Raw genomic sequence first — 18,180 nt, forward strand, 5'->3', positions numbered from 1 at the left:
GGCCACCGACATCGTCGCCCACAACTGGAACAGCTGAGCCAACACCACTGGCCGGCACCCCGAACGACGGGGTGCCGGCCAGTGGCGTATCCAGGGCGTCGGCGTCCCGGCGGCGCGTACAGTCGGGCGGTGGACCGTACCGAATCCCTGCCGGCGCAAACCCTCCCACCTGGCGTGGGCTCCACGGACCCGGGCAGCGTGCTGCTGCCCGGGCACGACGTCCCGTTGGGGCGCTACACCACGGTGCGCCGGTTGCTGCCGCAGCGGCAGCGGCGGCTGGTCGGCGCCTGGTGCTTCGTCGACCATTTCGGACCGGACGACGTGGCCGAGCGTCCCGGCATGGAGGTGCCGCCGCACCCGCACACCGGGCTCCAGACGGTCACCTGGCTGCTCGACGGCGAGATCCTGCACCGGGACAGCCTGGGCAACGTCCAGCCGATCCGTCCGGGCCAGCTCAACGTGATGACCTCGGGGCACGGCATCAGCCACTCCGAGCGCTCGCCCCTGGTGCACCCGCCGCTCATGCACGGCGTGCAGCTCTGGGTGGCGCTGCCGGATCCGGCCCGGGCCGGCGCGGCCGACTTCGCCCACCACGCCGACCTGCCCCGCTGGAGCGACGGCGACCTCGACGTGACCCTGCTCGTCGGCGAGGTCGGCGGGGAACGCTCCCCGGCCGTGGTGCACACCCCGCTGGTCGGCGCCCAGCTCGAGGTCCGCGGTCCGGCGCCGGCCACGCTGCCGCTGCGCCGCGACTTCGAGTACGGGCTGCTCGCCATGTCCGGCTCCGCCGAGGTGGACGGGGTGGCCCTCGCCCCCGGCGCGCTGCTCTACCTGGGCGCCGGCCGGGACACGTTGACCCTGCGGGCCGCCCCGGGCAGCCGGCTGCTGCTGCTCGGCGGCACCCCGTTCGAGGAACCGCTGGTCATGTGGTGGAACTTCGTGGGCCGCTCGCACGAGGAGGTCGCGGCCGCCCGGGAGGATTGGATGGCGGGCCGGCGGTTCGGCACCGTCGCCGACGACGCGGCGCCTCCGCTGCCGGCCCCGGCGCTGCCCACGACCCGGCTCAAGGCGCGGGACCGGCACGGCACCACGCTCGGCTGAATGCCCCGCCCCGCCCCGGGTAGACGGCGGGCATGCCCACCACCAGTGCGATTTCCAGTGTCGAGGACAAGAAGCGGCTGGTCCGCCGGCTCGCCGGGGACGGGCGGGGGTTCGCCGAACGGTACGGGTTCCGGGTCACGAACAACCCGTCCCAGCTGTTCCAGGTGCTCTACCTGTCCGTTCTGCTCGCCCGGCGGGGTGACTTCCACAAGGCGGTCGACGCCGCGACGGGGTTGCGCGACGCCGGCTGGGACAGCGCCGCCCGGCTGGCCCGTTCGCTGCACGGCGACCGGGTCGGGGTGCTGCGCGCCGCCGGGCAGCGCGGTGACGTGGACGCGCTCGCCGCGACGCTCGGTGACCTGGCGCAGAAGGTGGTCGACGCCTACCGGGGCGACCTGCGCCGGCTCCGCACCGAGGCGCACCAGGATCCGGCCCGGGAGCGGCGGTTGCTGACCGCGCTGCCCGGGGTGGACGACGAGGTGGCCGACCTGTTCCTGCGCGAGGCGCAGGCGGTGTGGCGGGAGGTGGCGCCGGTGGCCGACCGGCGGGCGCTCGCGGCGGCGCGCCGGTTGGGGCTGGGGCGCTCCGCCGACGACCTGGCCGGGCTGGCCGGCAGCGGCGAGTCGGAGCGGCTGGCCTGGCTGGTCGGCGCACTGGCCCGGGTGGACCTGGAGAAGCGGTACGCCGAGGTGGCCCCGTGACCGAGACGTGCCCCGGGCCACAATCCCGCGATACTCACCCGTTCGGCTGATGCCCTGTCGTATGATGATCGTGGCAGCGATGCCCGCCCGGTTCGGGCGAACATCCACCGCCTGTCGGTCGCGACCCGGTTCGGGCGCGGACCGGCGGGGACAGGTGCTGCGTGGCGCCCCAGGTTGCGGTTCGCGACCCGGGGCGCCCGCCTGTCTCCGCCGTTGGTGGCGCTCACTGGGCGAGGCTGGCGAGCAGGTTCACCGTGGCGGCGATGATGACCGCGCCGAACAGGTACGACAGCAACAGGTGCCGCAGCGCCGTCCGGCGCATCTCCGAGCTGCTCAGGTCGGTGTCGGACACCTGGAAGGTCGCGCCCACGGTGAAGCCCACGTACGCGAAGTCGGAGAAGGTGGGCGGCTCGTCCTGGTGGAAGTTGATCCCGCCGGGCTCACCGCTGTAGTAGAGCCGGGCGTACCGGGTGGTGAAGACGGTGTGCACCACGAACCACGAGACCACGATGCTGAGCACACCGAGTCCCCCGTAGAGGTCCCGGGGCAGTCCGGGCGGGACGCTGTGCGCGGTGGTCAGCACCAGACCGACCGCCAGCAGGCTGGCCAGGCAGGCGGCCAGCAGCAGCACGTCGCGCGTCGCCCGGCTCGGGTCCTCCAGCTTCGCCAACCGGGCGGTCCGGGCGGCGTCCAGCCGGGACAGCCGTCCCCACTGCAACGCCAGCCAGCTCAACGCGGCGCCGTCCCAGCCGACGAGCGGGGCGAGGGCCGGCGTGAACATGGCGGCGGCGGCAGCGGCGGCCAGGACACCGACCAACGCCATCACCACGAGCTGGACCGCCGCCGGCACGTGGCCGTGGACCCGCACGGCCGTCCGGCGCGGCACCGGACGGGTCAGATGCCGCGCAGGTGCTGCGACACCCGCGGGTGCCGGTCCCGGGCCTGCGCCGCGCGCTGCGACCGGCCCACCTCGGGGGCGGCGTCGATGCCGGCCGAGCGGGCCACCTCGGTGCCGTTGGCATAGTCCACCGGCGGCAGCGCCCGCAGCGCCTTCAACACCTCCGGCGGCGCGCCCTCCCGTTCGGCCTCCTGGATGACGTCGTCCTTGCCGGCCGGGTAGTCCAGCGCGGACAGGTACTCGAGGACGTCCGTGTAACTCGCCATGGGTGGGGCTCCTCGCGCCAGGTAGTTGCGGTCACGACCGGCGGCGGTTACCCGCCGGACCGCGGGTCACGCCCGCCACCGGTGGAAATCCGCCGCCGTTTCCGGGCCGCCGTTACGGGTAGCCGCGCGGTGTTGAGCACCGAAGGGGGTACCACCCATGCACTACCTCACGTTCGTCGGCCGGGTGGCGCGGCGTACCGGGACGTCCCAGGAGCGGGCGACGGAGCTGACGCAGGCCACGCTGGCGACGCTCACCGACCGGTTGACCGGCGGTGAGGTGCTGGATCTCGCCGCGCAGCTGCCGAAGCCGCTGCAGGGCCTGCTCAAGCCGGATCCCCGCGCCGAGGCGGCCGACCGCTTCGGGGCGGCCGAGTTCGTCGCGCGGGTGTCCGTGCGGGCCGGTGTCGACGAGAAGACCGCCCGGGACGGGGTGCGCGCGGTGTTCTGCACCCTGCGCGAGGCGATCACCGGTGGGGAGTTCCAGGACGTCGTGGTCCAGCTGCCGCGCGACTTCCGGGACATGGTGGAACCGGCCCTGGCGCCCGCCGCGGCCCGCCGCTGACCGCCGCGCCGGCCCCGGTCAGGCGACCGTTCCGGAGGCCCGCAGGGCGGCGATCCGCGCCGCGTCGAGGCCGGCCTCGGCCAGCAGCTCGTCGGTGTGCTCACCGGGCCCCGGCGGCGGCCGGCGTACGGCGGTGGGGGTGGCCGAGAAACGCGGGGCGGGGGCCGGCTGGACGACCCCGTCGGGCGCGACGAAGACCTCCCGCGCGGCCAGGTGCGGGTGCTCCGGGGCCTCGGCCCAGTCGAGCACCGGCGCCACGCAGGCGTCCGAGCCGGCCAGCAGCGCGGCCCACTCGTCCCGGCTGCGGGTGCGGAACAGCCGGGCCCAGGCGGCTCGCAGCGCCGGCCAGTTCGCCGGGTCGTGCCGGTCGGGGGCCTCGTCGCCGTCGAGCGGGAAGCCGGTGAGCCGGACCAGCTCGTCGTAGAACCGCGGCTCCAGCGCGCCCACCGCGAGGTGCCGCCCGTCGGCGCACTCGTACGTGTCGTAGAACGGCGCGCCGCCGTCGAGCAGGTTCACCCCGCGCGGGTCCTGCCACATGCCGGCGCGGCGCAGCGCGTGGATCTGGGTGGCCAGCACCGACACGCCGTCCACGATGGCCGCGTCGACCACCTGGCCGGGGGCGCCGGCGCGGACCGCGTACAGCGCTGCGACGACGCCGAGGGCCAGCATCATCCCGCCGCCGCCGAAGTCGCCGAGCAGGTTCATGGGCGGCACCGGGCGTTCGCCGGTCCGGCCCACGCCGTGCAGCGCTCCGGTCAGCGCCAGGTAGTCGATGTCGTGCCCGGCGGTGTGGGCCAGCGGGCCGTCCTGCCCCCAGCCGGTCATCCGCCCGTACACCAGTTTGGGGTTGACGGCGTGGCAGTCGTCCGGGCCGAGGCCGAGCCGCTCGGTGACGCCCGGCCGGAAGCCCTCGACCAGCGCGTCCGCCCCGGCGACCAGGGCCAGCACCACCTCGCGCCCCTCCGGGGACTTGAGGTCGACGGCGATCGAGCGGCGGTTGCGGTTGAGCAGGTCGCCCGGGACGTCACCGAAGCCACCGCCGCCGATCCGGTCCACCCGCACCACGTCCGCGCCGAGGTCGGCGAGCATCATGGCGGCGAAGGGTCCGGGCCCGATGCCGGCCAGCTCGATCACCCGTAGGCCGGTCAGCGGCCCCTGACTGCTCATCGCGCCACCATAGGGCCCCGGCGCGGCGGGCACCATGCTCCCCGGCCCGCACAGCGGTTGACCAGGGCAATCATCCGGGCCGCCACTTGGCGTGCGCGTTGAGGTTGCCCTAACCTTGAGGCGGCGAGGGGAGTACTTCCCACGAACCATTCCGGTCAGTACGGCGGGCCCCGGGCGCGCCTCGGGTGGTTGCCCACCAACGGTGGGTGAAGGAGACCTCGGACATGGCACCGTGTTCGAGGAGGCTCCATGACCGAGTTGTCGTACCTGTCCGCCGCCGAGTTGTCGTCGGTCGGCACCCCCACCCTCTGGGCGGTGACCATCGCCGGCGTGCTGGCGCTGCTGGTGCTCGACTTCCTGGTCACCCGGAAGCCGCACGAGGTCTCCCTGAAGGAGGCGCTGGGCTGGTCGGCCTTCTACATCGCCCTGCCGCTGGCCTTCGGCGCCTGGGTGTGGGGCCGCTACGGCTCCGAGCTGGGCATCCAGTATCTCACCGGATACCTGGTGGAGAAGTCGCTCTCGGTCGACAACCTCTTCGTCTTCATGCTGCTGCTGGCCGCGTTCGCGGTGCCCGCCGTGCTGGCCCAGCGCGTGCTGCTCTACGGCATCGCCGGCGCGCTGGTGCTGCGCGCGATCTTCATCGCCCTGGGCGCCGCCGCGCTCCAGTCCCTCGACTTCGCCTTCCTGCTCTTCGCCCTCATCCTGATCGCCACCGCGGTCAAGCTGCTGCGCGACGCCCTCTCCGGGCACGAGCAGGAGGTTGACATCGACAAGATGCGGTCGGTCCGGCTGCTGCGCAAGGTCATGCCGGTGGTCGAGGAGTACCACGGCCCGAAGATGACCATCCGGCAGGGCGGCCGGCGGGCGCTCACCCCGTTCGCCCTCGTGGTGGTCGCCGTGCTCGCCACCGACGTCGTCTTCGCCGTCGACTCGGTGCCCGCCGTCTACGGCATCACCGAGGACCCCTACCTGGTCTTCGCCACCAACGCCTTCGCCCTGCTCGGCCTGCGGGCGCTCTACTTCGTCCTGCACGCCGCCCTGAGCCGCCTCGTGCACCTCAGCTACGGCCTGGCCGTCATCCTCGCCTTCATCGGCCTCAAGCTGGGCCTGCACTGGGCGCACGGCATCTGGCCGGGCGTGCCGCAGATCCCCACCCTCGCGTCGCTCGGTGTCATCATCGGCGTCCTGGTGATCGTCACCCTGACCAGTCTGCGTGCCACCCGCGACCGCACCCCTGGCGATCGGACGGTCGTCGCCGAACGACGGTGACCCCGGCCGCCGCGGTGGTCACCCACCGCGGCGGCTCCCGGCCGAACCCGTCGCCCCGGCCCACTGCGGGTGGTACGACTGACGGGTGGGAATCGTGTCGCCGGGCTTCCAGGGCCGGCCCCGTACGGCCGAACCGGCCCTGCCGCCGGGGCAGTACCTCACCGAGGACTTCCCGGTGCTCTCCGCCGGGCCGACGCCCCGGGTGCCGCTGGACACCTGGGAGTTCGTGCTCACCACCGAGACCGGCGCCGAGTACCGCTGGTCCTGGGACGAGCTGATGGGCCTGCCGCAGGAGACGCCGCACGTCGACATCCACTGCGTCACCCACTGGTCCAAGCTGGGCACCGACTGGCAGGGGGTCTCGCTGGACACCCTGCTCGACGGCGTCGACACCGACGCCCGGTACGCCCTGGCCCACTCCTACGGCGGCTACACCACCAACCTGCCCCTCGACGACCTGCGCGGCGGCCGGGCGTGGGTGGCGCACACCTACGACGGCGGTCCGCTCCCGGCCGAGCACGGCGGACCGGCCCGGCTCCTCGTGCCGCACCTCTACTTCTGGAAGTCGGCCAAGTGGGTCCGCGGCATCCGGCTGCTCACCGAGGACAAGCCGGGCTTCTGGGAGACCGCCGGCTACCACGACTACGGCGACCCGTGGCGCGAGCAGCGCTACCAGGGCGACTGAGGTGGCCGCCCCGACGACCGGCGAGCGGGTGGCCGCGCCGATGAGCTGGCGGGTCGCCCGGCTGGTGGAGCGCCGGGTCGAGACGCCGAGCGCGCAGACCCTGGTGTTGGAGGTGCCCGGCTGGCCGGGGCACCAGCCCGGGCAGCACGTCGACATCCGGCTCACCGCCGCCGACGGCTACCAGGCGGCGCGCTCCTACTCGCTGGCCGAGCCGGCCGAGGGGGAGCGGATCGCGGTGACCGTGCAGCGGGTGCCCGACGGGGAGGTGTCGCCGTACCTCACCGACACCTACGCCGAGGGCGACCCCGTGGAGGTGCGCGGGCCGGTCGGCGGCTGGTTCGTCTGGCGCGCCGACGAGAGCGCCCCGGTGCTGCTGGTGGGTGGCGGCTCGGGGGTGGTGCCGCTCATGGCGATGGTCCGAGCGCGGCGGGCCGCCGGCAGCCGGGCGCCGTTCCGCCTCATCTACTCGGTGCGCAGCCCCGACGACGTCTTCTACGCCGACGAACTGCGCCGCCGTACCCGGGACGACCAGGGCCTGGACGTGGCGTACGTCTACACCCGGGCGGCGCCGGAGGGCTGGCGGGGCGAGCCGCACCGGATCGGCGTGGCCGACGTCAACAGCCACGGCTGGCCGCCCGACCTGGAGCCGCTCTGCTATGTCTGCGGCCCCACGGGGTTCGTGGAGACGGTGGCGGACCTGCTGGTGGGACTGGGCCACCCGACGCGGCGGGTGAAGACCGAACGGTTCGGCCCGACCGGCTGACCACCCGAGGAGGGCGCATGACCGACATGTCCTACGTGGACGGCAACATGCTCGACGGGCCGCTGCGCGAACTCTTCGCCGTCGACCTGAGCTCCGCCACCGGGCGCTGCGAGCACTGCGGCACCACCGGGCCGATGGCGGGGCTGCACGTCTACTCGCACGCGCCCGGGCTGATCGGCCGCTGCCCGGCCTGCACCGAGGTGATGGTGCGCCTGGTCCGCGCCCCCGAGCAGGCCTGGCTCGATCTGCGCGGCACCACCTACCTCCAGATCCCCATGCCCCTCGACCAGCCCTACCCGCGCCCGCTCTGACGTCGCGGGAGCCGGAGCCTGGGCCGGCACCGGGCGGGCGACGGCCGGCGTGCTGCGCCGCCAGCGGCGGCGCAGCCGGCTGACCAGCTGCCCGACGGTCACCGGCACCACCGACAGCACGAGCTGGCCGTTGCGCGGGTCGACGGTCGCGGCCACCCCGTAGAGGCGGGCGCCCTGGCGCAGCAGCCGGGGGCGGCCGGCGGCGAGCCGGGGCGCGCGGACCGGGGCGCTGCCCCGGCCGTGGTCGCCGTCGACCTCCGCCCGCACCGGGTGGCGCTGGCCGCTGGCCGCGCTGCCCGCGAGGAGCCGGTCGACCGGGAAGTCGGTCCGCACCGTCCGGCCGGTCGGGTCGGTGGCGTCCAGCAGCGTGGTGCCGGCGACCGGGCCGGCCACCAGCCGCACCGGGCCCGCCTCGGCGGCGAAACGGGGGTACGGGCTGCGCGTGGTCACCGCGAGGGTGTGCGTGTCCGCCCAGCTCACCGTCACGGTGTCCAGCCGGGCCAGCCAGTCGGCGCGTACCTCGGTGACGTCGGTCCAGGCGGCCGGCGCGCCCGGGTAGCCGGCGTGCCAGCGGCCGTCGGCGACCACCGTGGCCGGGATGCCCCGCTCGGCGTCCTGGTCGATGACGGCCAGCAGTTCGTCGACGCCGCCGGCGGTCACCGCGCCCAGCCGCAGCCGGGCCTCGATGTCGAGCCGGTCCCGCAGCCCGTCGGTGACGTACCGCTCGACGAGCCGGCGCACCGCGGCGTGCACCCGCTCCTGCGCGGCGCGGTCCAGCCGGCGGAAGTCGTCGCCGACCAGGTTGGCCAGCTCCAGCCCGACGTGCCGGCGGAGCACCGCGTCGCGCCGCGGACCGGCCGGGATCAGTCCGGCCACGAAGGCGAACAGTCGCTCCACGCTGACCAGGCGCTGGTCGACCCGGCTGTGGTAGGTGATGTTGCGCGCGTCCAGCCGGCGCACCGCGTGGTAGTAGTCGTAGTCGGCGAGCACCGAGATCCGCCGGGCGTGGTAGCAGGCGGCCAGGGTGAACGGCTGGTCGCTGAGCACCGGCATGTCCTCGGGGAAGCGCAGCCCGAGCCGGTCCACGAGATCGCGGCGGAACAGCTTGGTGTTCGCCAGCGACCAGGGCAGCGCCGAGTCGAACAGGCTCACGTCGACCGCGTTGCCGGCGGCGAAGACGTCCGAGAAGACATGCCGGCCGTTGACCCCGACCACCTTGCCGAGAACGACGTCCGAGCCGTAGCGGTCGGCGGCGGCGACGAGCCGCTCCAGCGCCTCCGGGCCGAGGTGGTCGTCGGAGCCGAGGAAGAACACGTACCGGCCGGTGGCCACCTCCAGGCCCCGGTTGCAGGGGGCGGCCGGGCCGCCGGAGTTGGCCTGGTGCAGCACCTTGACGGTGCCGGGATGGCGGGCGGCGAGGCGGTCCAGCAGCCGGCCGCTGCCGTCGGTGGAGCCGTCGTCCACCGCCACGATCTCCATGCGGTCGTGGCCGATCGTCTGGCGCAGCAGCGAGTCCAGGCAGGACCGCAGGTAGGGCAGGGTGTTGTAGACCGGGATGACGACGCTCACGTCTGGGGTGGGCACCGGAGCGCTCCTCGGGGAGTCGGCGATTCGGGCGTGTCCGCCTCGGGCGGGGGTGGGGCGTCGGGCAGCAGCCGGCGGTACGTCGCCTCCAGCGCCTCGGCCTGGGCCGACCAGGTCCAGCCGGCGAGCAGCCCCGGCCGGTCGTACGCGGCGCGGTGCCGGGCGGGGTCGGCCAGCACGGCGGTGACCGCGCGGACGAGGTCGTCGACGTCGCCGGCCCGGAAAACCTCGCCCTGGCCGGTCTCCCGGACCGTGGCCGCCATGGTCCGCACGTCGCTGACCACCACGGGCAGCCGGGCGTGTGCGTACTCGAAGAACTTGGTGATCAGGGCGATCTCGTGGTTGGGCCAGCGGTGGATCGGGATCACCCCGACGTCGGCGCCGGAGAGGAACGGCACGACCTGCCAGTGCGGCACGTACGGCAGCACGTGCAGCCGGTCGGCCACGCCGAGCCGGGCGGCCCGCTCGGCCAGCCGCTCGACGTAGCGCAGCGCCGGGTTGACCACCAGCGCGAGGTGCACGCCGGGCAGCCGGGGCAGCGCCTCGACCAGGCTGTCCAGCCCGCGCTGCGGGGCCGCCGCGCCGCTGTAGACCAGCAGCGGCACGTCGCGGCCGATCCCGCACTCGGCCCGCAGGTCCGGCGGCGGCGCGTCGTCGGCCGGGCGGTGGTCGTCGGCGGGGGCGTTGAGCAGCACGCCGGGCGCCTCGGCGAGCCGGTGCTCGTGGCGCAACAGCTCGGCCAGGTCCGCCGAGACGGTGAGCACCGCGTCGGCGTACGGGGCGTACTCCCGCTCGTGCGCCCGGTGGGCGGGCAGCCAGCGGGCGTGGTCCCGCCACGGCTTGATCCCGGGCAGGAACTCGTGGGCGTCCCACACCAGCGCCACCCGGCGGCCCTGTCCGGCCGCGCGGATCTTGGCGCGGGCGCCGACGCCGAGCATCCGGAAGTCGTGGGCGTGGATCAGATCCGGGCGCAGCCGGTCCACCTCGGGGCCGTAGGCCAGCTCGTAGTCCCAGAGCCCCGGCTCCAGCCGCCGCCAGGCCCGGTCACCCTGGACGAGCTGCCAGAACAGCGTGTACGCCCGGTCCCACGGGCTGCGGAAGCGGCGGCCGTACCGGACCCGGTTCATCATCTTGGAGCGCAGCCACACCCAGCGGTCGAGCAGCCCGGCGGCGACCTCCCGCCGGCGCAACGCGCGGCGCGCCCGTCCCAGCCGGGCGCCGGCCAGCTCACCGTCGGCCGCGCGCCGCGCCACCAGGGCGGACCGGACGGCCAGGTCCGCGCGCCAGGCGCGGACCCACTGGGCGCGGTGCTCGGCGATGCCGCCGGACCGGTACGCCAGCGGCCAGCGCAGCGAGCGGCGGAACTCGTGCCGGCGCCGGTGCAGCGGCTCGGGCATCGGCAGCAGGCGCACCTCGGCGGCGCCGAGCCGCCAGCTCCGCTCGGCGCCGTCCGGGGCGCGGCCGAGCAGGGTCACGTCCCATCCGGCCTCGGCGGCGGACCGGGCGATCTTCTGCACCCGGGAGTCGCCCTCGACCTTGTTGTCGACGAGCATGACGACGCGGCCGCGGCGCGGCGGTGTCGCCTCCTCGTGTGCCACTGCTGGTCCTCCGCTGGTCGGCCGGCCTCTCCGGCGCGACACCACGCTGGTGGAGGCATCGGTCGCCGCGGCTACGCCGACGTGACGGCAAGGTGACCGAGAGGAGGCGGTTGGGTGGTGACCCGGACACGCGGGCACGGACCTGCGCGCCCGGCGACCCCCGGTTGGACAGGGGGCGGGCGGGTGACCGAGAGTGGATCACCGTGAGGTACCTGCGCAGCGACGGCCGCGTCGCGATCCGCCGTCCGCGTCCGACCGACGAGGCGGAGTTCGTCGCCGCCGCCCGGCGCAGCCACGAGCTGCACCACCCGTGGCTCAGCGCGCCCGACGACGCCGAGCGGTACGCCGCCTACCTGCGCAAGATCCGGGGGCGGGACAGCTCCGGCTATCTGCTCTGCGACCGGGTCACCGGCGCGATCGCCGGGTACGCGAACATCAGCGGCATCGTCATGGGGGCGCTGCGCGGCGGCTACCTCGGCTACGCCGCCTTCCTGCCGTACGCCGGCACCGGGCACGCCTCGGCCGGGATCAAGCTGGTGATCGAGCACGCGTTCACCGAGCTCGGGCTGCACCGGCTGGAGGCGAACATCCAGCCGGGCAACGAGCCGTCGAAGCGGCTGGCCCGGCGGCTCGGGTTCCGGCAGGAGGGCTTCTCGCCGGACTACCTGTTCATCGACGGTGCCTGGCGGGACCACGAGCGCTGGGCGATCACCGCGTCGGAGCCGGAGCGGGGCTGACGGCGCGGCGGCGGCCACCGGAACGGCGACCGCCACCGGCGTGGTCGGGACATCAGCGGCCGGGCCCCCGATCCTGCGGGCGCTGCCCGGTCAGCCGTTGCCGCTTCGCCTCCTTCTGCTCGAAGCGCCGGCGCTGCCGGGGCGTGAGCTGCGGGCGACCGCTCTGCTGCCGGTAGTGGGCCGCACGCCGGTCGGACGGCAGGATGCTCATCGCGGGCTCCCCTCTGTCGGGATCGACTCTCGCGTTCCCACCAGCCTCCGGCGCGGCCGGGTGAGGCGGCCCCACCCGGTCCGGGTGAGCGGGGTGGTCAGCTGCCGGGCTTCGGGAACGCCACGGGGCTGCGGTGTCCGGAGCTGTCCACGGCCCGGACGCCGAAGAACACGTTGTCCTTCGACAGGTCGATGGTCACCTCGGTGACGTCGCCGACCGGCAGCACCTTCTGCCACTCGGGCGCGGTGGTCTCCCGCCACACCACCTCGTAGCCGGCCAGGTCCGGTTCGGTGCCGCGCTGCCAGCGCAGGGTGGTGTCGTTGGTCAGGTTGGTGGTGACGACGGTGACGCCCTTCGGGGTGCCCGGCGCCTGCGCGAGGGACCACAGGGTCGCGCCGTTCACCCGGGCCACCCGGGTGATGTAGTCGAAGTCGCAGAACTCCGGCAGGTCGCCGTACTGGACGCCGTCGGCCACCCGGACGTCCTGGTGTTGGTGGGCGAAGTCCTCGTTCGGCTCGGTGAAGCGACCGGCCGGCCAGCCCTCGCGGAGGAACGAGATGTGGTCGCTGCCGCGCAGGTAGCGGTCCCGCCGGTAGATCACCCGGACCCGCATCCCGGTCGCGCCGTTGTCCGCCACGTCGGACACGAACCGGGCGAGCTGGCGGGACGGCGAGTCGTTCTCCCCGCCGACGGACTGCCGCACGCTCGCCTCGGCCGGGGTCTCGGCGGTCGGGACGCCCTCGGCGAAGAGCCGGACGGACCGCGGGTCGCGGGTGCCGTCGTCGGCGGTGCTGCTCCCGACGATGTCGTTGCTGAACATGCCCTGCACGTCCACCCCGGCCGCCTTGAGCTGCCCGGCCAGGTACGCCGAGCCGTACAGGCCCTGCTCCTCGCCGGCCACGGCGGCGAGGACGATGGTGGCCTCGGTGCGCCGGGTGGCCAGCACCCGGGCCAGTTCCAGCACCACGGCCACGCCGGAGGCGTCGTCGTCGGCCCCCGGCGCGTCGCTGACCGCGTCCATGACGTCGGTGGCCCGGGAGTCGTAGTGGCCGGTGATCACGTAGACCCGGTCCGGGGCGGTGTCGCCGCGCAGGGTGGCCACGACGTTGGTGATGGTGGTGGGGGTCGGGATCCGGGAGGCCGGCTGCTGGATGTACGACTGGAGTTCGACGGTCATCCGGCCGCCGGAGGCGGCGGCGTACCCGGTGAGCTGGGCGTGGATCCAGTCCCGGGCCGCGCCGATGCCGCGTACCGGGTCGTCCTGGCTCGACAGCGTGTGCCGGGTGCCGAACGCGGCGAGCCGGCGGACGGTGGCCTCGATCCGGTCCCGGTCGATCTCGTGCAGCAGCGCGGTCAGGTCGCGGTCCGGCGGCTGCGGCCGGACCGGGTGGCCGGGGCCGGGCGGCGCGACGGTATCGGCGGCCGCCGGCGTGCCGGCCAGGGGTGCGGCGACGGTGGCGGCGGTGGCCGCGGCGGAGGCGGTCAGGAAGGTGCGCCGGGTGGACCTCGTGGGCCCACCTCCGGCGCTCTCGTGGGTTCCCATCAGGGCATCCTCGCCCCCGATGGTGAGGGTTGTCCATATCGGTGGGCGTGGATGACGGGCGATTTCACCCGCAGCGGGTGATGCCCTCCTCGCCCGCGCTCCTCCTACCGTCGCGGTATGGCTGTCGTGCGCCCGACTCCCGCCGACCCGACGCCCGACCTGGCCGCCGGCGCCGGACCCGGCGACCAGCGAGCCGCCCCGCCGGAGTTGGGCGCCGAGTCGATCGCGGTGCTCAGTGGTCCCACCTTCATGTACTCCGACCCCGTTGGGGACGTGCCCCCGGGCACCATCGGCGGCCTGGTCCACCTGGACACCCGGCTGCTCAGCGGATGGGTGCTCACCATCAACGGCGGTCGCCTGCTGGTCCTGCGCTCGCAGGTCCTGCAGCACTACTCGGCCCAGTTCGTGCTGACCACACCCGCGCTGCCCGACCTGCCGCCGGACAGCATCGGGGTGCGCCGGATCCGTTACGTCGGCGACGGGTTCCACGAGCGGATCTCGCTGGTGTCCTTTCGCACCGAACCGGTCCGGCTCGAGGTGCGGCTGGCGGTCGCCGCCGACTTCGCCGACCTGTTCGAGGTGAAGTCCGGTGTCCGCGACCGGTCCGCGCAGATCACCCGGCAGCACATGTCCGAGGGCAAGGCCCTGACCTTCGCGTACGAGAACGAGGGTTTCACGGCCCGGACCGAGGTGCGGGCCACGCCGGCGCCCGACCGGGTCGAGGATGACGAGCTGGTCTGGGAACTGGAATTGCAGCCGCGCCAGGAGTGGCGGGTGGATCTGAACGTGCCCCTGCCACCAGGGCTCGGGGTGGTGGAGCCGGTCACCGGCGACATCGCGGACGTGATCCACGGCCGGGCGCCCGACCCGCTGCGGCGCTGGACGGTCGACCGGGCCGTCCTGCGCAGCGACGCCCAGGTGCTGGAGCGGACCGTCCGGCAGTCCCGGGACGACATCGCCGCGCTCCGGCTCGACCTCGAGGTGAAGGGGCAGCGGATCATGTTGCCGGGGGCGGGGCTGCCCTGGTTCCTCACCGTGTTCGGCCGGGACACCCTGATCACGGCGTACCAGACCCTGGTCGCGGGACCGTCCCTGGCCCACGGCGCCCTGCTCGCGCTCGCCCGGTTGCAGGGCACCCGCTGCGACGACTTCAGTGACGAGGAGCCGGGCAAGATCCTGCACGAGGTCCGCAGCGGGGAACTGACCCGCACCGGGGTGAAGCCGTACGGCCCGTACTACGGCAGCGCCGACGCCACCCAGCTCTGGCTGATCCTGCTCTCCGAGTACTGGCGCTGGACCCGGGACGACGCCCTGGTCTGCGACCTCCGCCGCAACGCGCTGGCGGCGCTCGACTGGATCGACCGCTACGGCGACCGGGACGGCGACGGCTACGTCGAGTACGCGACCCGCTCCCCGGAAGGGTTGGGCAACCAGTGCTGGCGCGACTCGCCGGACGGCGTGTGCTTCGCCGACGGCCGCATCCCGGTGCTGCCCATCGCCACGTGCGAGCTCCAGGGCTACACGTACGACGCGAAGCTGCGGCTCGCGGAGCTGGCCGACGGCCCGCTCGCCGACCCGGCGCTCGGGGACCGGCTGCGCGCCGATGCCGCAGAGCTGTACGAGCGGTTCAACCGGGACTTCTGGATCGCCGGACGGGGCGGCTACTACGCCGTCGGGCTGGACGGCGACAAGAACCAGATCGACGCGAAGACCTCGAACATGGGTCACCTGCTCTGGAGCGGCATCGTGCCCGTCGAGCGCGCGGGCCGGGTGGTCGGCCAACTGATGTCCGACGACATGTTCTCGGGCTGGGGGATCCGGACCCTGTCCCGGGAGGAACGGGCGTACAACGCGCTCGGCTACCACCTCGGCACGGTGTGGCCGCACGACAACTCCCTCGCCGTCCTCGGGCTGGCGCGCTACGGCTACCGGGCCGAGGCCAACCGGATCAGCCTGGCGCTGCTCGAGGCGGCGGAGCAGTTCGGCTACCGGCTGCCCGAGGCGATGAGCGGGTACCAGCGGGACCGGCTGATGTTCGCCGTGCCGTACCCGACGGCGTGCAGCCCGCAGGCCTGGGCGACCGGCACGCCGCTCGCCCTGGTCCGGGCGATGCTGGGGGTCAACCCGGTCGACGGGCGGCTGCTCCTCGACCCGGACATCCCCACCGAACTGGGCCGGATCACCGCCGAGCGGGTCCGGGCCTTCGGACACTGCTGGGAGGTGGAGGCGGTCGGCCGTGACGGGTACGTCCGGCTGGACCCGGGCTGACCGGCCAGGGCGAGATGCCCCACGTTTGTCGGGGTCCTCGACGGGAACGGCAGCAGGCATGACGAAACCTCGTGTGGTGATCGTGGGGGCCGGGTTCGCCGGATACCACGCGGCGAAGGCGTTGAGCCGGCGGGCCGGCGAGCGGGCCGAGATCGTCCTGCTGAACACGACCGACTACTTCCTCTACCTGCCGCTGCTGCCCGAGGTCGCCGCCGGCGTCGTCGAGCCCACCCGGATCTCCGTGCCGCTCGCCGGCACCCTCGACGGTGTCCGCGTGGTCATCGGCGAGGCGGACCGGGTCGACCTGCAGAACCGCTGGGTCGGCTACCGCTCCGCCGAGGGGGACCACGGCCAGCTCGCGTACGACCGGCTGGTGCTCTCCGTCGGCAGCGTCAACAAGCTGCTGCCGATCCCCGGGGTGACCGAGTACGCGCACGGGTTCCGCGGCCTGCCCGAGGCGCTCTACCTGCACGACCACGTCGTCCGCCAGATCGAGCTGGCCGAGCTGGCCGAGGACCCGGCCGAGCAGCGGTCCCGGACCACCTTCGTGGTGGTCGGCGCGGGCTACACCGGCACCGAGGTCGCGGCGCACGGCCAGCTCTTCACCGACCGGCTGATGGCCCAGCGGCCCCACCTCAAGGTGCGTCCCCGCTGGATGCTGCTCGACGTGGCGCCGCGGGTGCTGCCCGAGCTGGATCAGCGGCTGTCCGTCACCGCCGACCGGGTGCTGCGCCGGCGCGGCGTCGACGTGCGGATGGGCACCTCGGTCTCCGAGGCGACCCCGGACGGCGTGCTGCTCACCGACGGGGAGTACGTCCCGACGTGCAGCCTGGTCTGGTGCGTCGGGGTGCGCCCCGACCCGTTCGTGGCCGAGCTGGGTCTGCGCACCGAGAAGGGGCGCCTCGTGGTCGACGAGTACCTCAACGTCCCCGGCTATCCGGAGGTGTTCGCCTGCGGCGACGCGGCGGCCGTTCCCGACCCGACCCGCCCCGGGCAGGTCTGCGCCATGACCGCCCAGCACGCGCAGCGGCAGGGCAAGCTCGCGGCGCACAACATCGCCGCCTCCTACGGGCAGGGCACCCGGAAGTCGTACAAGCATCGTGATCTGGGCTGGGTGGTCGACCTGGGCGGCAAGGAGGCGGCGGCCAACCCGCTGCACGTGCCGCTCGCGGGCCTGCCGGCCAAGGCGGTCACCCGCGGCTACCACCTGTATGCGATGCCGAGCAACCGCGCCCGGGTCGGCGCGGACTGGCTGCTCGACGCCACCCTGCCCCGGCCGGCCGTGCAGCTCGGTCTGGTCCCCGCTAACGCGGTGCCGCTGGAGAGCGAGTCGCCCGAGGTGGTGCGCCGCGGCTGACCGGAGCCGCCCGGCTCAGCCGCCGGCCGGTGGCGGGCTCCCGTCCGCGGGTTCCCGGCCGCCGGCCGCCGCGTCCCGCCCGGCGGGAGCCGGGACCGGCAGGGCCTGCCGGCCGGCGCGGGCGAACTCGCGCAGCAGCACCTGGCCGATCCCGGCCGCCGGGATGGCCAGCAGGGCGCCCACGAGGCCGGCCAGTTCGGCCGCGAGCAGCACGCTGACCAGCACGGTCAGCGGGTTCAGCCGGACCGCGCGGGCCATGATGACCGGTTGCAGCAGGTGGTTCTCGACCTGCTGGTAGACCACGAAGAAGACCAGCACCACCACGCCGGCCGTGGGGGAGTGCAGGAAACCGGCCCCGGCCGCGACGATCGCCCCGATGGTGGCGCCGACCAGCGGGATCAGGTCGGCCAGCGCGACCACCAGGGCAATCACCGCGGCGAACGGCACCCCGACGACGAACAGCACGGCGAAGGTCAGGCCCCCGCAGATCACGCTGATCAGCAGATTGCCGCTGAGGTAGCCGGTGATGATCCGGGAGGAGTCCCGGCCGATGCGCCGCAGCCGCACCGCCGCGCCGTCGCCGACCAGCTTGAGCGTCCCCGCGATGATCTTCGGGGCCTCCAGCACCATGAGGTAGGCCAGCACCACCACGGTGAGCACGGCGGCCACGGTCTCCAGCACGCTTCGCACCACCCCGACCGCCGGCTCGCCGAGCCGCGAGCCGAACCGCTGGAGCTGGTCGGCGTGGGTGCCGGCGTACCGGCGCAGGTGGAATCGGTTCAGCACCTCGCCCACCGGCCCCCGCCCGGCCCGCGCCTCGCGGAGCAGGCCCGGAGCCCGGTCGGCGAACCGGGTCAGCTCGTCGACCAGCGGCAGCACGATGACCGCGCCGAGCGCGGCCAGCACCACGAAGGTGGCCAGGAAGACCAGCAGGGTGGCCAGGGCCCGGCGCCGCACGAGCCGCCGTTCCACCAGGTCGACCAGGGGCTTCAGGGCCACCGCGAGGAACGCCGCGACCAGGCCCCACACCAGCACCCGCCGGGTCGCCCAGACCAGGGCCAGCCCGATCAGCGTGGCGAGCACCAGACCGATCACGATGAGCGCCCGGCGGGCGGTGTACCGGTCGTCGGCGTTGCTCATCCGGCGCGGCTACCCACGC

The 18,180-nt window shown here is 74.4% G+C and carries 17 protein-coding genes and 1 pseudogene; 10 read left to right on the plus strand and 8 right to left on the minus strand.

Going from position 1 to position 18,180, the window contains the following annotated elements:
- Nucleotides 1-129 precede the first annotated feature (129 nt).
- Both ABZW14_RS31960 and ABZW14_RS31965 read left to right on the plus strand, forming a co-directional pair.
- Nucleotides 130-1,101, plus strand: a complete 972-nt coding sequence (locus ABZW14_RS31960) for a pirin family protein (RefSeq protein WP_355354162.1) — start codon at nt 130-132, stop codon at nt 1,099-1,101.
- A gap of 32 nt (nt 1,102-1,133) precedes the next feature.
- A complete protein-coding gene (locus ABZW14_RS31965) occupies nt 1,134-1,802 on the plus strand; it encodes a hypothetical protein (protein WP_355354165.1) in 669 nt (222 codons plus the stop codon).
- Between the two features lie 223 nt (nt 1,803-2,025).
- Here ABZW14_RS31965 and ABZW14_RS31970 read toward each other — a convergent pair whose 3' ends face one another.
- Together ABZW14_RS31970 and ABZW14_RS31975 are read right to left on the minus strand one after the other, a co-directional pair.
- On the minus strand, nt 2,026-2,688 hold the full coding sequence (locus ABZW14_RS31970) for a DUF1345 domain-containing protein (RefSeq protein WP_355354168.1): 663 nt from the start codon (nt 2,686-2,688) through the stop codon (nt 2,026-2,028).
- 8 nt (nt 2,689-2,696) lie between these two features.
- Complete coding sequence (locus ABZW14_RS31975) at nt 2,697-2,966, minus strand: DUF2795 domain-containing protein (RefSeq protein WP_091266256.1); 270 nt, start codon at nt 2,964-2,966, stop codon at nt 2,697-2,699.
- Nucleotides 2,967-3,123: 157 nt separating this feature from the next.
- Between ABZW14_RS31975 and ABZW14_RS31980 the strand changes: the two genes are divergently transcribed.
- On the plus strand, nt 3,124-3,528 hold the full coding sequence (locus ABZW14_RS31980; RefSeq protein WP_355354171.1) for a DUF2267 domain-containing protein: 405 nt from the start codon (nt 3,124-3,126) through the stop codon (nt 3,526-3,528).
- Nucleotides 3,529-3,546: 18 nt separating this feature from the next.
- Here ABZW14_RS31980 and ABZW14_RS31985 read toward each other — a convergent pair whose 3' ends face one another.
- A complete protein-coding gene (locus tag ABZW14_RS31985) occupies nt 3,547-4,695 on the minus strand; it encodes a CaiB/BaiF CoA-transferase family protein (protein ID WP_355354174.1) in 1,149 nt (382 codons plus the stop codon).
- Nucleotides 4,696-4,944: 249 nt separating this feature from the next.
- On the opposite strand from ABZW14_RS31985, the gene ABZW14_RS31990 reads away from it, so the two are divergent.
- From ABZW14_RS31990 to ABZW14_RS32005, 4 genes are all read left to right on the plus strand, one after another.
- Nucleotides 4,945-5,964 carry a TerC family protein gene (locus tag ABZW14_RS31990; RefSeq protein WP_355354177.1) on the plus strand — a complete coding sequence of 340 codons (1,020 nt, stop codon included), beginning with the start codon at nt 4,945-4,947 and terminating at the stop codon, nt 5,962-5,964.
- A 94-nt stretch (nt 5,965-6,058) separates the two neighbouring features.
- Entirely contained in the window at nt 6,059-6,649 is a 591-nt protein-coding gene (locus ABZW14_RS31995; protein WP_355354264.1) for a sulfite oxidase-like oxidoreductase, read from the plus strand.
- 1 nt (nt 6,650) lies between these two features.
- Nucleotides 6,651-7,412 carry a ferredoxin reductase gene (locus tag ABZW14_RS32000; protein ID WP_355354180.1) on the plus strand — a complete coding sequence of 254 codons (762 nt, stop codon included), beginning with the start codon at nt 6,651-6,653 and terminating at the stop codon, nt 7,410-7,412.
- A 17-nt stretch (nt 7,413-7,429) separates the two neighbouring features.
- Nucleotides 7,430-7,723: a DUF6510 family protein gene (locus ABZW14_RS32005; protein WP_355354267.1), complete on the plus strand. Its 294-nt coding sequence runs from the start codon at nt 7,430-7,432 to the stop codon at nt 7,721-7,723.
- Between the two features lie 63 nt (nt 7,724-7,786).
- On the opposite strand, the pseudogene ABZW14_RS32010 reads toward ABZW14_RS32005, so the two are convergent.
- A pseudogene (locus ABZW14_RS32010) lies at nt 7,787-9,307 on the minus strand (glycosyltransferase family 2 protein); the annotation flags it as partial.
- Nucleotides 9,289-10,860 carry a glycosyltransferase family 4 protein gene (locus tag ABZW14_RS32015; protein WP_355354270.1) on the minus strand — a complete coding sequence of 524 codons (1,572 nt, stop codon included), beginning with the start codon at nt 10,858-10,860 and terminating at the stop codon, nt 9,289-9,291. The gene ABZW14_RS32015 and the pseudogene ABZW14_RS32010, both read right to left, overlap by 19 nt.
- A gap of 248 nt (nt 10,861-11,108) precedes the next feature.
- Here ABZW14_RS32015 and ABZW14_RS32020 point away from each other — a divergent pair, with 248 nt between their 5' ends.
- Nucleotides 11,109-11,642 (plus strand): GNAT family protein, encoded by a 534-nt coding sequence (locus tag ABZW14_RS32020; protein ID WP_355354183.1) that lies wholly within the window; start codon nt 11,109-11,111, stop codon nt 11,640-11,642.
- Nucleotides 11,643-11,694: 52 nt separating this feature from the next.
- Here the strand turns inward: ABZW14_RS32020 and ABZW14_RS32025 are convergent, their stop codons facing one another.
- Both ABZW14_RS32025 and ABZW14_RS32030 read right to left on the minus strand, forming a co-directional pair.
- On the minus strand, nt 11,695-11,853 hold the full coding sequence (locus ABZW14_RS32025) for a hypothetical protein (protein WP_355354186.1): 159 nt from the start codon (nt 11,851-11,853) through the stop codon (nt 11,695-11,697).
- Nucleotides 11,854-11,950: 97 nt separating this feature from the next.
- A complete protein-coding gene (locus ABZW14_RS32030; RefSeq protein WP_355354189.1) occupies nt 11,951-13,396 on the minus strand; it encodes a M20/M25/M40 family metallo-hydrolase in 1,446 nt (481 codons plus the stop codon).
- Between the two features lie 117 nt (nt 13,397-13,513).
- Here ABZW14_RS32030 and ABZW14_RS32035 point away from each other — a divergent pair, with 117 nt between their 5' ends.
- The gene (locus tag ABZW14_RS32035; RefSeq protein WP_355354192.1) at nt 13,514-15,664 is read left to right on the plus strand and encodes a glycogen debranching N-terminal domain-containing protein; all 2,151 of its coding nucleotides are present in this window, start codon (nt 13,514-13,516) and stop codon (nt 15,662-15,664) included.
- 58 nt (nt 15,665-15,722) lie between these two features.
- Complete coding sequence (locus ABZW14_RS32040; RefSeq protein WP_355354195.1) at nt 15,723-17,021, plus strand: NAD(P)/FAD-dependent oxidoreductase; 1,299 nt, start codon at nt 15,723-15,725, stop codon at nt 17,019-17,021.
- Between the two features lie 15 nt (nt 17,022-17,036).
- Here ABZW14_RS32040 and ABZW14_RS32045 read toward each other — a convergent pair whose 3' ends face one another.
- Entirely contained in the window at nt 17,037-18,161 is a 1,125-nt protein-coding gene (locus ABZW14_RS32045) for an AI-2E family transporter (protein ID WP_355354198.1), read from the minus strand.
- Between the last annotated feature and the right edge of the window lie 19 nt (nt 18,162-18,180).

This window comes from Micromonospora sp. NPDC004551 (assembly GCF_040609975.1).
Lineage (GTDB): Bacteria > Actinomycetota > Actinomycetes > Mycobacteriales > Micromonosporaceae > Micromonospora.

Excerpts from the sequence above, each read along its gene's own strand:
- ABZW14_RS31990 (WP_355354177.1), top strand. The coding sequence starts at position 4,945 with ATGACCGAGTTGTCGTACCTGTCCGCCGCCGAGTTGTCGTCGGTCGGC.
- ABZW14_RS31965 (WP_355354165.1), top strand. The coding sequence starts at position 1,134 with ATGCCCACCACCAGTGCGATTTCCAGTGTCGAGGACAAGAAGCGGCTG.
- ABZW14_RS31975 (WP_091266256.1), bottom strand. The coding sequence starts at position 2,966 with ATGGCGAGTTACACGGACGTCCTCGAGTACCTGTCCGCGCTGGACTAC.
- ABZW14_RS31980 (WP_355354171.1), top strand. The coding sequence starts at position 3,124 with ATGCACTACCTCACGTTCGTCGGCCGGGTGGCGCGGCGTACCGGGACG.
- ABZW14_RS32005 (WP_355354267.1), top strand. The coding sequence starts at position 7,430 with ATGACCGACATGTCCTACGTGGACGGCAACATGCTCGACGGGCCGCTG.
- ABZW14_RS31985 (WP_355354174.1), bottom strand. The coding sequence starts at position 4,695 with ATGAGCAGTCAGGGGCCGCTGACCGGCCTACGGGTGATCGAGCTGGCC.
- ABZW14_RS32015 (WP_355354270.1), bottom strand. The coding sequence starts at position 10,860 with ATGCTCGTCGACAACAAGGTCGAGGGCGACTCCCGGGTGCAGAAGATC.
- ABZW14_RS32030 (WP_355354189.1), bottom strand. The coding sequence starts at position 13,396 with ATGGGAACCCACGAGAGCGCCGGAGGTGGGCCCACGAGGTCCACCCGG.
- ABZW14_RS32040 (WP_355354195.1), top strand. The coding sequence starts at position 15,723 with ATGACGAAACCTCGTGTGGTGATCGTGGGGGCCGGGTTCGCCGGATAC.
- ABZW14_RS32045 (WP_355354198.1), bottom strand. The coding sequence starts at position 18,161 with ATGAGCAACGCCGACGACCGGTACACCGCCCGCCGGGCGCTCATCGTG.
- ABZW14_RS32035 (WP_355354192.1), top strand. The coding sequence starts at position 13,514 with ATGGCTGTCGTGCGCCCGACTCCCGCCGACCCGACGCCCGACCTGGCC.
- ABZW14_RS32025 (WP_355354186.1), bottom strand. The coding sequence starts at position 11,853 with ATGAGCATCCTGCCGTCCGACCGGCGTGCGGCCCACTACCGGCAGCAG.